Below are 11637 nucleotides of genomic sequence, written 5' to 3'. Positions count from 1 at the left end.
ATCGTGCGGTACCCGAAAAATCCATAGAACTTCTGAACCCGCGCAAACCTCATAGCTAACAAGCCCCCCATTTCTGGTAACGACATGGATCTTGTTATCGCCCGCCCCGAAGGTTTGTACTGCCCCGCCGGGGATTTTTATATCGACCCCTGGCGTCCCGTCGAGCGCTCGGTGATCACCCATGCCCATGGCGACCACGCTCGCACCGGCAACCAGCACTACCTTTCCAGCAGCGCCAGCGAAGGGATTCTGCGCGCGCGTCTGGGGCAGGACATCAACCTGCAAACCCTCGCCTACGGCCAGCGCTTGACCCACCACGGCGTCACCTTGAGTTTTCACCCCGCTGGCCATGTGCTCGGCTCGGCGCAGGTGCGTCTGGAATACGGTGGCGAAGTCTGGGTCGCTTCCGGCGATTACAAGATCGAGCCGGACGGCACCTGCGCGCCCTTCGAACCGGTGCGCTGCCACACCTTCATCACCGAATCGACCTTCGGCCTGCCGATTTACCGCTGGCAGCCACAGGCGCAGGTGTTCAGCGAAATCAATGAATGGTGGAAAGCCAATATCGCCGCTGGCAAAGCCAGCGTGTTGTTCTGTTACTCCTTCGGCAAGGCCCAGCGGATCCTGCACGGCATCGACGAAACCCTCGGCCCGATCCTCAGCCACGGCGCCGTAGAGCCGTTGAACCGCGTCTACCGTGATGCCGGCGTGTACCTGCCGCCAACAATCTATGCCGGTGACGTGAAAAAAAGTGACCCGATCATGCGCCAGGCGCTGGTGATAGCCCCGCCCTCGGCCGGTGGCAGCACCTGGATGCGGCGTTTCGGCGATTTCAGCGATGCCTTCGCCAGCGGCTGGATGCGCCTGCGCGGCACGCGTCGGCGGCGCGGGGTGGATCGCGGCTTCGTGCTGTCCGATCACGCCGACTGGCCCGGCCTGCTCTGGGCGATCAATCAGACTGGCGCCGAACGGGTGATGGTCACCCACGGTTCGATTGGCGTGCTAGTGCGCCATCTGCGCGAACAGGGGCTCGATGCCCAGGGCTTCAACACCGAATACGGCGATGACGAAGAAGAAAACATCGCCTCTCAACCGACCATCGCCGAGATGCCCGCATGAAAGCATTCGCCGAGTTGTACGCCGAACTCGACGCCACCACGTCCAGCAACGCCAAACTGGCGGCCATGCAGGCTTATTTTGCCCAGGCCGAACCGCAGGACGCTGCTTGGGCGGTGTACTTTCTGTCCGGTGGCCGGCCCCGGCAACTGGTGCCGGTGCGGATCCTGCGCGAACTCGCTGTCGAAGTGTCCGGGCTGACGCCGTGGTTGTTCGAGGAGAGCTATCAGGCCGTCGGCGATCTGGCGGAAACCATTTCGCTGGTGCTCCCGGAAAATCTGCACAGCTCCGATGCCGGCCTCGCCGAGTGGATTGAAGACAAACTGTTGCCGCTGCGCGGTGAAACCCCGGAATTCCTCTCACGGCAACTGCCGGCACTGTGGGCGCAGCTGGATCGGCCGAGCCTGATGCTGTGCATCAAACTGATCACCGGAAGCTTTCGTGTCGGCGTGTCGAAATTGCTGGTGACCCGCGCACTGGCCTCGATGGCCGGGCTCGACAGCAAACGTGTCGCCCAGCGTCTGGTGGGTTACACCGACCTGTCCAATCGGCCGAACGCTGCCAGTTATCTGAAGCTGATCGCCGCCGAATCCGCCGACGAACACTCCCAGCGCGGTGGCCAGCCGTACCCGTTTTTCCTCGCACATGCCTTGTCGCAACCGGTTGAAGAGTTCGAGGCGATGATTGGCCCGGCGAGCGACTGGCAGGTGGAATGGAAATGGGATGGCATCCGTGCGCAAGTGGTCAAGCGTGAAGGGCGGTTATGGGTGTGGTCGCGGGGTGAAGAACTGGTCACCGAGCGCTTCCCCGAACTGGATGTGCTGGTCCACGGTTTGCCGGACGGCACGGTGATCGACGGCGAGATCGTGGTGTGGAAAAGCACCCATCCACGCACCGAGGACGCTTTTGATCCGCAATCGCCAGAGCCGCCCGCGGTGCAACCGTTCGCGCTGCTGCAACAGCGGATCGGTCGCAAAACCCTCGACAAGAAAATCCTCGAAGACGTGCCGGTGGTGGTGCTCGCCTACGATTTGCTTGAATGGCAAGGCGAGGACTGGCGCAATCAGCCGCAGGCCAAGCGTCGTGCGCAACTGGAAGAGGTCATCGCCCGCTGCAACAGCCCGGTTCTGCTGCCCTCCCCTGTATTGACCGGCACCGACTGGTTCGACCTTGCGCGGCAACGTGAAGCGTCCCGGCGCCTGGGCGTCGAGGGCATGATGCTCAAGGCCCGTGACGCCTTGTACGGCGTGGGCCGGACCAAGGACATGGGGGTGTGGTGGAAATGGAAGGTCGACCCTTTCAGTGTCGATGCGGTGCTGATTTACGCTCAGCGCGGGCATGGTCGCCGCGCCAGTCTGTACAGCGACTACACCTTTGCCGTGTGGGACGGCCCGCCCGAATCCAGTCAACGGGCATTGGTGCCGTTCGCCAAGGCCTATTCGGGGCTGACCGATGAGGAAATGCGCCAGGTCGACAGCATCGTACGCAAAACCACGGTGGAGAAGTTCGGCCCGGTGAGCAGTGTGAAACCGAGTCTGGTGTTCGAACTCGGTTTCGAAGGCATTGCTCTGTCGCGGCGGCACAAGAGCGGCATTGCCGTTAGGTTTCCACGGATGCTGCGCTGGCGGCAGGACAAGACTGTGGATGAGGCGGATAGCCTTGCTACTTTGCAAGATCTGCTGGCTTGACCCCCTTTCCAGGGACACTGGTCATTTGAATTGAATGACTACCTGTGGCGAGGGGATTTATCCCCGATCGGCTGCGCAGCAGTCGCAAAACCTGAACATGCAATTCTCCCTGATGAATGCCGGGGGGTGCTTCGCAACCCATCGGGGATAAATCCCCTCACCACAGTTATCGCAGCCAGCCAAAAACCTCTACGCCGAGCCGAAATGGTGCAGCGCATTTTCGGCGCTCGTTTCCGTGCACCAATCCCCTCCTCATCTATCAATCCCCGCCTTTTAAAACACTTGTTCGGGACTCTGGTTCGGAAATTGCTACTTTCTATAGGTCGTACGCGTTCCAGTAACAATAATTCTGCGCCACAAGCGCTCATATTGGTTCTTAGGGATTGAATAATGAAAAAAGCATTGCTGACCCTTTCTGCACTGGCGTTGTGCATGGCCGCTGGCTCCGCGCTGGCCAAGGAATACAAAGAGCTGCGCTTTGGCGTTGACCCTTCGTACGCACCGTTCGAGTCGAAAGCGGCCGACGGCAGCCTGGTGGGCTTCGACATCGATCTGGGCAACGCGATCTGCGCCGAACTGAAGGTCAAGTGCAAGTGGGTCGAAAGTGACTTCGACGGCATGATTCCGGGCCTCAAGGCCAACAAATTCGACGGTGTGATCTCGTCGATGACCGTGACCCCGGCCCGCGAAAAAGTCATCGACTTCTCCAGCGAGCTGTTCTCCGGCCCGACCGCTTACGTGTCGAAAAAAGGTTCCGGCATCACCGCCGACGTCGCGTCGCTGAAAGGCAAAACCGTCGGTTACGAGCAAGGCACCATCCAGGAAGCCTACGCCAAAGCCGTGCTGGACAAGGCTGGCGTGAAAACTCAGGCCTATCAGAACCAGGATCAGGTGTATTCCGACCTGACCTCCGGCCGTCTCGACGCGGGCATTCAGGACATGCTGCAAGCCGAATTGGGCTTTCTGAAGTCGCCACAGGGCGCTGACTATGACGTCAGCAAGCCGGTCGACAACGAATTGCTGCCAGCCAAAACCGCTGTCGGTATTAAGAAAGGTAACACTGAGCTGAAGGCGCTTTTAGATAAAGGTATCAAAGCGTTACACGATGACGGCAAATACGCCGAGATTCAAAAGAAACACTTTGGCGATCTGAATCTGTACAGCGGCAAATAATGCCCCGGCGCCCATCCTCGATGGGCGCCTTTTCCATCCGCTCAGGTTGCTGATTTATGTTCGAAACCCTCTTACAAAATCTGGGGCTCTCCGCCTTCAGCCTCAAGGGCTTTGGCCCGTTGCTGTTGGAAGGCACCTGGATGACCATCAAATTATCGGCGTTGTCGCTGCTGGTGGCCGTGTTGCTCGGTCTGCTCGGCGCCAGTGCCAAACTGTCAAAAATCAAACTGGTGCGCCTGCCTGCCCAGCTCTACACCACGCTGATTCGCGGGGTGCCGGACCTGGTGCTGATGCTGCTGATCTTCTACAGCCTGCAAACCTGGCTGACGACGCTCACCGACTACATGGAATGGGAATACATCGAGATCGACCCGTTCAGCGCCGGGGTGCTGACCCTGGGCTTCATTTATGGCGCGTATTTCACCGAGACTTTCCGCGGGGCCATCCTCGCCGTGCCGCGCGGTCAGGTCGAAGCGGCCACCGCCTATGGCCTCAAACGCGGCCAGCGCTTTCGTTTTGTGGTGTTCCCGCAAATGATGCGTTTCGCGTTGCCGGGCATCGGTAACAACTGGATGGTGATGCTCAAGGCCACCGCGCTGGTGTCGATCATCGGCCTCGCCGACCTGGTCAAAGCCGCACAGGACGCCGGTAAAAGCACTTATCAACTGTTCTATTTCCTGGTCCTCGCCGCGTTGATTTATCTGCTGATCACCAGTGCCTCGAACTTCATCCTGCGCTGGCTCGAACGCCGCTACGCCGCCGGTGCCCGGGAGGCCGTACGATGATCGAACTTCTGCAGGAATACTGGCGAGCTTTCCTTTATACCGACGGCCAGAACATCACTGGTCTGGCGATGACGATGTGGCTGCTCAGCGCCTCGATCTTCATCGGGTTCCTGGTGTCGATTCCGCTGTCGATCGCCCGGGTTTCCAGCCACTTCTATGTGCGCTGGCCGGTGCAGTTCTACACCTACCTGTTCCGGGGCACGCCGCTGTATATCCAGTTGTTGATCTGCTACACCGGGATTTACAGCCTCGCGGCCGTACGTGCGCAGCCGATACTCGACAGTTTCTTTCGCGATGCGATGAACTGCACGATCCTCGCTTTCGCCCTGAACACCTGCGCGTACACCACGGAGATTTTTGCCGGGGCGATCCGCAGCATGAACCACGGCGAAGTCGAAGCGGCCAAGGCTTATGGTCTGACAGGCTGGAAGCTGTATGCCTACGTGATCATGCCGTCAGCCTTACGCCGTTCGTTGCCGTATTACAGCAACGAAGTGATCCTGATGCTGCACTCGACCACCGTGGCCTTCACCGCGACCATCCCCGACATTCTGAAAGTCGCCCGGGACGCCAACTCGGCGACCTTCCTGACCTTTCAGTCATTCGGCATCGCCGCGCTGATCTACCTGACCATTACCTTTGCGCTGGTCGGCCTGTTCCGCCTCGCCGAACGCCGATGGCTGGCCTTCCTCGGGCCGACACACTAGGAAACCTTGTAATGCGACACCAGATCCATGACCTGTTGGCCCCGCTGCCGGGGACCGCACGACAGATCCACAGCTTCCACTTCGGCCCGGCGCAGGCCAAGGGCAAGGTCTACATCCAGTCTTCGCTGCACGCCGATGAATTGCCCGGCATGCTCGTCGCCTGGCACCTCAAGCAGCGTCTGGCGGAGCTGGAAGCCGCCGGGCGCCTGCGCAGCGAAATCGTGCTGGTGCCGGTGGCCAATCCGGTCGGCCTCGAACAAGTTCTGATGGACGTGCCGCTGGGCCGTTACGAACTGGAGAGCGGGCAGAACTTCAACCGCTGGTTCGTCGACCTCAGCGAAGAGATCGGCAACGCCATCGAAGGCAAGCTGGGCGACGATCCGCAGCACAACCTCGAACTGATCCGCGCCAGCCTGCGCAACACCCTCGCCCGCCAGACCGCCAGCACGCAACTGCAATCCCAGCGCCTGACCCTGCAACGGCTGGCCTGCGATGCGGACATGGTGCTGGACCTGCATTGCGATTTCGAATCGGTGGTTCACCTCTACACCACGCCCGAAGCGTGGCCGCAGGTCGAGCCACTGGCGCGCTACATCGAAGCCCAGGCGAGCCTGCTGGCTACTGATTCCGGCGGCCAGTCGTTCGACGAATGCTTCACGCTGCTGTGGTGGCAATTGAGGGAACGTTTTGGCGAACACTTCGAGATTCCGCTGGGCAGTTTCTCGGTGACCGTCGAGTTGCGCGGTCAGGGTGACGTCAACCATCCGCTGGCCAGCCGCGACTGCCAGGCGCTGATCGACTATCTGATCCAGTCCGATGCGATCGTCGGCGAGACCAAACCGCAGCCGTCGCTGCCCTACCCCGCCACGCCGCTGGCGGGTGTGGAGCCGGTGACCACCCCGGTCGGCGGCCTGCTGGTGTACACCGCCACGGCGGGGCAATACCTCGAAGCCGGGCAGCAGATCGCCGAAATCATCGACCCGATCCACGACCGGGTCACCCCCATTCATTGCACCGGCGCCGGCGTGATGTACGCCCGTTCGCTGCGACGCATGGCCACTGCCGGCATGGTCATCGCCCACGTCGCGGGCGCTGAAGCCTATCGCAGCGGCTATCTACTTTCGCCTTGAGGATGTCTGTCCCATGTACAAACTGACCGTTGAAGGCCTGCACAAAAGCTATGGCGACCATCAGGTGCTCAAAGGCGTTTCGCTCAAGGCCAAGACCGGCGACGTGATCAGCCTGATCGGCGCCAGCGGCTCGGGCAAAAGCACCTTTTTACGCTGCATCAACTTTCTCGAACAACCCAACGACGGTGCGATGAGCCTTGATGGCCAGAAGATCCGCATGGTCACCGACCGCCACGGCATGCACGTCGCCGACGCCGATGAACTGCAACGTCTGCGCACGCGGCTGGCGATGGTGTTCCAGCACTTCAACCTGTGGAGCCACATGACCGTGCTGGAAAACATCACCATGGCCCCGCGCCGGGTGCTCGGTTGCAGCAAACAGGAGGCCGAAGACCGCGCCCGCCGTTACCTCGACAAGGTCGGCCTGCCGGCGCGGGTGGCCGATCAATATCCGGCGTTTTTGTCCGGCGGCCAGCAACAGCGCGTGGCGATTGCCCGGGCGCTGGCGATGGAGCCGGAGGTGATGCTGTTCGATGAGCCGACCTCGGCGCTCGATCCGGAACTGGTCGGGGAAGTGTTGAAGGTGATTCAGGGTTTGGCCGAGGAAGGCCGGACCATGATCATGGTGACCCACGAGATGAGCTTCGCCCGTAAAGTTTCGAGCCAGGTTCTATTCCTGCATCAAGGTCTGGTCGAGGAAGAAGGTGCGCCCGAAGAAGTGCTCGGCAACCCGAAAAGCGAACGCCTCAAGCAATTTCTCAGCGGCAACCTGAAGTAACGTCGTACACAACCCCCTGTAGGAGTGAGCCTGCTCGCGATGGCGTCATTACATCCAGCACTGATGTGACTTACGCACCGCTATCGCGAGCAGGCTCACTCCTACAAAAATCAAACTTGTCCGCCCACCGCGTGGTCACTGGAATAACCCCTCCAGAGCGCGCGCAGCCCGCATGGCGAAATCCTCCGACCTCGCAAAAACCTGGTTCAGCGCTCGCGGCTGGAAGCCGTTCGCCTTTCAGAAACAGGTGTGGGCTGCGGTAAAAAACGGTGAATCCGGAATGCTGCACGCCAGCACCGGCGCCGGCAAAACCTATGCGGTATGGTTTGCCGCACTCAACCGCTTCGCCCGATCCGCCCCCATCGTTGTGACTTCACGCAAACGCAAACCGCTCGCCGCACCGCTGACCGTACTGTGGATCACCCCGATGCGCGCCCTCGCTGCCGACACCGCACGCGCGCTGCAAACTCCCGTGACGGACCTGGAAATCCCGTGGAGTATCGGCCTGCGCACCGGTGACACCAGCAGCAGCGAGCGCGCCCGGCAGAGCCGACGCCTGCCGACCACGCTGATCACTACACCCGAAAGCCTGACCCTGCTGCTCGCCCGCGCCGACGCGCAAACAGCGCTGGCGACACTGCGCATGATCGTCGTCGATGAATGGCACGAACTGCTCGGCAATAAACGCGGCGTGCAGCTGCAACTGGCCCTCGCCCGCCTTCGTCACTGGCAGCCCGAATTGATTGTCTGGGGCGTGTCCGCCACGCTCGGTAATCAATCCCACGCCGAACAGGTGCTGATCCCACAAGGCGGTGGCGTCAGCGTCCAGGGTCAGAACGAAAAAGCACTGGCGATCGACACCCTGCTCCCACCCACCCTCGAACGTTTTCCGTGGGCCGGACACATCGGTTTGAAGATGCTGCCGCAAGTGGTCGCCGAACTCGATGTCTGCGCCAGCAGCCTGGTGTTCACCAACACCCGTGCACAATCGGAAATCTGGTATCAGGCGCTGCTTGAGGCGCGACCGGACTGGGCCGGGCTGATCGCGTTGCATCACAGTTCGCTGTCACGCGATACCCGCGACTGGGTTGAGCAGGCCTTGAAGGACGGGCTTTTGAAAGCAGTGGTCTGCACCTCCAGCCTGGATCTGGGGGTGGATTTCCTGCCCGTGGAGCGTGTGCTGCAAATCGGTTCAGCCAAGGGCGTCGCGCGTTTGATGCAACGCGCCGGGCGCTCCGGCCATGCCCCGGGCCGTACCTCGCGGGTGACGCTGGTGCCGACCCACAGCCTTGAAGTGATCGAAGCCGTCGCCGCCCGTGATGCCGTGGAGCAGCGACGCATCGAACCGCGACTGTCACCGCAAAAACCACTGGATGTGCTGGTGCAGCATTTGGTCAGCATGGCGCTGGGCGGCGGATTTTTACCCGATGAGTTGTACGAAGAAGTCCGTGGCGCCTGGGCCTATCGTGACCTGACACCTGCCGATTGGGCGTGGGCGCTGGCTTTCGTACGCCATGGCGGCATGTCTCTGACGGCTTATCCGGATTACCGTCGAGTCGAGCCCGACGAACAAGGTGTCTGGCGCGTGCCCGATGCGCGGCTGGCACGCCGGCATCGCATGAGCATCGGCACCATCGTCAGCGACGCGAGCATTCAGCTTAAATTCTGGAGCAAGGGTGGCGGCGGCAAGCAATTGGGCAGCGTCGAGGAAGGCTTTATTGCGCGGCTCAAACCGGGCGATGGCTTTCTGTTTGCCGGGCGTTTGCTGGAACTGGTACGAGTGGAAAACATGACCGCCTACGTCAAACGCAGCACGGCGAAGAAAGCCGCCGTGCCGCGCTGGAATGGCGGCCGTATGCCGCTCTCCAATGAACTGGCGCAAGCGGTGGTGACGCGCTTCACCGCTGCCGCACAGGGTGAGTTTGTCGGGCCGGAAATGCAGGCGTTACGGCCTCTGCTGGACACCCAGGCGCGCTGGTCCGGTTTGCCCACAACCAACGATTTACTGGTCGAGGTGCTGAAATCCCGCGAAGGCTGGCACCTTTTTCTCTACCCGTTTGCCGGACGGCAGGTGCATCTGGGGCTCGCCAGCCTGTTGGCGTGGCGGGTCAGTCAGCGTCAACTGGTGACGTTCTCGATTGCGGTGAACGATTACGGTCTGGAGTTGCTCAGTGCCACGCCAGTGGATTGGTCGCAACAACTCGATACCGAACTGTTCAGTGCCGATCACTTATTGCGCGATGTTCTCGCCAGCCTGAACGCGGGCGAACTGGCCTTGCGGCGCTTTCGCGAAATCGCCCGAATCGCCGGACTGGTGTTTTCCGGTTACCCCGGCGCGCCGAAAAGCACCCGGCAAGTGCAGGCCTCCAGCGGCTTGTTCTTCGAAGTGTTCAAGCAATACGACGCCGATAACCTGCTGCTGGCTCAGGCCGGGGAAGAGGTCCTACGGGAAGAACTGGATATTCGCAGGCTGGAACAGACGCTGGAGCACATCAATCAGATGAATCTGCAAGTGCATCAGATCAAACGTCCTACACCGCTGGGGTTTCCACTGTTGGTGGAACGCATGCGCGAGAGCATGAGCTCGGAAAAACTGGCTGACCGCATCAGACGGATGGTTGGTGATCTGGAAAAGTCCGCTGACAAGGGTAGCTCTGCATGAACGCGCCCTATCCTGTGCGCCTGGCCGGAGAGGAGTTGTGGCTGCTGCCGGAAAAAGCCTTGTATTGGCCGGCGCAGCAAGCCTTGCTGATCGCCGACGTGCATTTCGGCAAAGCGGCCGCCTATCGCAGCCTTGGCCAGCCCGTCCCTCAAGGCACAACGGCGAGCAATATCGCGGTGATTGATCGACTGCTGGCGAAACTGCCCTGCCGCCAGCTGATATTTCTCGGTGACTTTCTACATGGGCCCGGCTCCCACGCGGTGGGCACGCTGAGCGCACTGGCCGAATGGCGCTCGCGTCACGTTGATCTGCCGATGACGCTGATTCGCGGCAATCACGACAAACGCGCGGGTGATCCGCCGGTATCGCTGAACATTCGCGTAGTGCCAGAACCGCTATTGCTCGGCCCATTTTCGTTACAACACGAACCCGATCCGCACCCGGAGCGGCATGTACTCGCCGGCCATGTGCATCCGGTTTATCGGCTGCATGGCAAGGGGCGGCAGAGCTTGCGGCTGGCGTGTTTCAGATTGGCCGAGCGCATCAGCCTGATGCCCGCGTTTGGCGCGTTTACCGGTGGTTATCCGGTCGAGCGTGATGATAGCTGCAGGATTTTTGTCATCGGCGACAACGAAATATGGCCAGTCAGTTGAAGTCTTGGTGGACTTCAACTGACTGGCCATTCATTTCCCATAGGGATCAGGCCACAGGTGCCGGTGGTGGCTCGTCAGGCAGAGTCGGCTCACCTGGCTCGGTCGGTTGTTCGTTGGGGGTATCGGGATCAGGCTGACCCGGAATTCCGCCAGCCAGGCTGATGGACGGGTGTGCCAGCAAGGACCAGGCTAAAACGCCAATCTGATTGGGCTCAAGCCTTGCCAGTTCGGCAGTGATATGCGGATCGATCTTCATAGGGCACTCCTCGGCGAAGGCCCGTTTCGGCACAAGCAAAAACGGGCAGTACCCCCTCATAGAGTGCCTGCCCGCCAAAGAATTCCCGACATCTGCCGGATGGACGACTCAGGTACGCGGCAGAGTCACGCCACGCTGGCCCTGATACTTGCCGCCACGATCCTTGTAGGAAACTTCACATTCCTCGTCGGATTCAAGGAAGAGCATCTGCGCCACGCCTTCATTGGCGTAGATTTTCGCCGGCAGGTTGGTGGTGTTGGAGAACTCCAGGGTCACGTGACCTTCCCACTCAGGCTCAAGCGGCGTCACGTTGACGATAATGCCGCAGCGAGCGTAGGTGCTTTTACCCAGGCAAATGGTCAGTACGTTGCGTGGAATACGGAAATATTCGACGGTGCTGGCCAGGGCGAAGGAGTTCGGCGGAATGATGCAGACGTCGCTGTGGATGTCGACGAAACTGCCGGCATCAAAATTTTTCGGATCAACGATGGCCGAATTGATGTTGGTGAACACCTTGAAGTGGTTGGTGCAACGCACGTCGTAGCCGTAGCTCGACACACCGTAGGAGATCACTCGGCTGTCATCGCTGCCGCGCACCTGGCGCTCGACGAACGGTTCGATCATGCCGTGTTCCTGCGCCATGCGGCGAATCCACTTGTCCGATTTGATGCTCATGGCGGGTTTCCTGA

Annotated in this window: 11 protein-coding genes; 9 read left to right on the top strand and 2 right to left on the bottom strand. The window is 60.6% G+C overall.

Translation table 11 applies throughout. The features are described 5' to 3' along the window. The first annotated feature begins 84 nt into the window (after positions 1 to 84). The 9 genes from ACVVH8_RS06520 to pdeM all read left to right on the top strand — a co-directional run bounded on the left by ACVVH8_RS06520 (position 85) and on the right by pdeM (position 10692). Entirely contained in the window at positions 85 to 1119 is a 1035-nt protein-coding gene (locus ACVVH8_RS06520; RefSeq protein ID WP_103306585.1) for a ligase-associated DNA damage response exonuclease, read from the top strand. Beyond that, the gene (locus ACVVH8_RS06515; protein WP_401303183.1) at positions 1116 to 2804 is read left to right on the top strand and encodes an ATP-dependent DNA ligase; all 1689 of its coding nucleotides are present in this window, start codon (positions 1116 to 1118) and stop codon (positions 2802 to 2804) included. The genes ACVVH8_RS06520 and ACVVH8_RS06515 overlap by 4 nt, the downstream gene beginning before the upstream one ends. 390 nt (positions 2805 to 3194) lie before the next feature. Continuing rightward, positions 3195 to 3977 (top strand): transporter substrate-binding domain-containing protein, encoded by a 783-nt coding sequence (locus ACVVH8_RS06510; RefSeq protein WP_008083900.1) that lies wholly within the window; start codon positions 3195 to 3197, stop codon positions 3975 to 3977. A gap of 56 nt (positions 3978 to 4033) precedes the next feature. Next, positions 4034 to 4762 carry an ABC transporter permease gene (locus tag ACVVH8_RS06505; RefSeq protein WP_103306583.1) on the top strand — a complete coding sequence of 243 codons (729 nt, stop codon included), beginning with the start codon at positions 4034 to 4036 and terminating at the stop codon, positions 4760 to 4762. Next, positions 4759 to 5469: an ABC transporter permease gene (locus tag ACVVH8_RS06500; RefSeq protein ID WP_103306582.1), complete on the top strand. Its 711-nt coding sequence runs from the start codon at positions 4759 to 4761 to the stop codon at positions 5467 to 5469. Before ACVVH8_RS06505 ends, ACVVH8_RS06500 begins: the two co-directional genes overlap by 4 nt. Before the next feature lie 11 nt (positions 5470 to 5480). Next, the gene (locus ACVVH8_RS06495) at positions 5481 to 6599 is read left to right on the top strand and encodes a succinylglutamate desuccinylase/aspartoacylase family protein (RefSeq protein ID WP_475229102.1); all 1119 of its coding nucleotides are present in this window, start codon (positions 5481 to 5483) and stop codon (positions 6597 to 6599) included. A 13-nt stretch (positions 6600 to 6612) separates the two neighbouring features. Next, positions 6613 to 7377, top strand: coding sequence for an ABC transporter ATP-binding protein (locus ACVVH8_RS06490; protein WP_401304414.1), 765 nt, complete (start codon positions 6613 to 6615; stop codon positions 7375 to 7377). 172 nt (positions 7378 to 7549) lie between these two features. After that, complete coding sequence (locus tag ACVVH8_RS06485) at positions 7550 to 10039, top strand: ligase-associated DNA damage response DEXH box helicase (protein ID WP_475229100.1); 2490 nt, start codon at positions 7550 to 7552, stop codon at positions 10037 to 10039. Beyond that, positions 10036 to 10692 carry a ligase-associated DNA damage response endonuclease PdeM gene (pdeM, locus tag ACVVH8_RS06480; RefSeq protein ID WP_315446022.1) on the top strand — a complete coding sequence of 219 codons (657 nt, stop codon included), beginning with the start codon at positions 10036 to 10038 and terminating at the stop codon, positions 10690 to 10692. Before ACVVH8_RS06485 ends, pdeM begins: the two co-directional genes overlap by 4 nt. A gap of 46 nt (positions 10693 to 10738) precedes the next feature. On the opposite strand, the gene ACVVH8_RS06475 is transcribed toward pdeM, so the two are convergent. Together ACVVH8_RS06475 and dcd are read right to left on the bottom strand one after the other, a co-directional pair. Then, positions 10739 to 10948 carry a hypothetical protein gene (locus tag ACVVH8_RS06475; protein WP_103306577.1) on the bottom strand — a complete coding sequence of 70 codons (210 nt, stop codon included), beginning with the start codon at positions 10946 to 10948 and terminating at the stop codon, positions 10739 to 10741. Positions 10949 to 11056: 108 nt separating this feature from the next. Further along, the gene (gene dcd, locus ACVVH8_RS06470) at positions 11057 to 11623 is read right to left on the bottom strand and encodes a dCTP deaminase (RefSeq protein ID WP_007904652.1); all 567 of its coding nucleotides are present in this window, start codon (positions 11621 to 11623) and stop codon (positions 11057 to 11059) included. Positions 11624 to 11637 lie beyond the last annotated feature (14 nt).

The sequence above is a fragment of the Pseudomonas trutticola BRTCR10 genome (genome assembly GCF_056155105.1).
The sequence above is the reverse complement of the archived record's forward strand: the minus strand, read 5'-3'. Positions and strand labels throughout refer to the sequence as shown.

Bases quoted from the DNA above. Each gene is read 5' to 3' on its own strand.
- ACVVH8_RS06520 (WP_103306585.1), top strand. From the start codon at position 85: ATGGATCTTGTTATCGCCCGCCCCGAAGGTTTGTACTGCCCCGCCGGG.
- ACVVH8_RS06500 (WP_103306582.1), top strand. From the start codon at position 4,759: ATGATCGAACTTCTGCAGGAATACTGGCGAGCTTTCCTTTATACCGAC.
- dcd (WP_007904652.1), bottom strand. From the start codon at position 11,623: ATGAGCATCAAATCGGACAAGTGGATTCGCCGCATGGCGCAGGAACAC.
- ACVVH8_RS06515 (WP_401303183.1), top strand. From the start codon at position 1,116: ATGAAAGCATTCGCCGAGTTGTACGCCGAACTCGACGCCACCACGTCC.
- ACVVH8_RS06495 (WP_475229102.1), top strand. From the start codon at position 5,481: ATGCGACACCAGATCCATGACCTGTTGGCCCCGCTGCCGGGGACCGCA.
- ACVVH8_RS06510 (WP_008083900.1), top strand. From the start codon at position 3,195: ATGAAAAAAGCATTGCTGACCCTTTCTGCACTGGCGTTGTGCATGGCC.
- ACVVH8_RS06490 (WP_401304414.1), top strand. From the start codon at position 6,613: ATGTACAAACTGACCGTTGAAGGCCTGCACAAAAGCTATGGCGACCAT.
- ACVVH8_RS06485 (WP_475229100.1), top strand. From the start codon at position 7,550: ATGGCGAAATCCTCCGACCTCGCAAAAACCTGGTTCAGCGCTCGCGGC.
- ACVVH8_RS06475 (WP_103306577.1), bottom strand. From the start codon at position 10,948: ATGAAGATCGATCCGCATATCACTGCCGAACTGGCAAGGCTTGAGCCC.
- ACVVH8_RS06505 (WP_103306583.1), top strand. From the start codon at position 4,034: ATGTTCGAAACCCTCTTACAAAATCTGGGGCTCTCCGCCTTCAGCCTC.
- pdeM (WP_315446022.1), top strand. From the start codon at position 10,036: ATGAACGCGCCCTATCCTGTGCGCCTGGCCGGAGAGGAGTTGTGGCTG.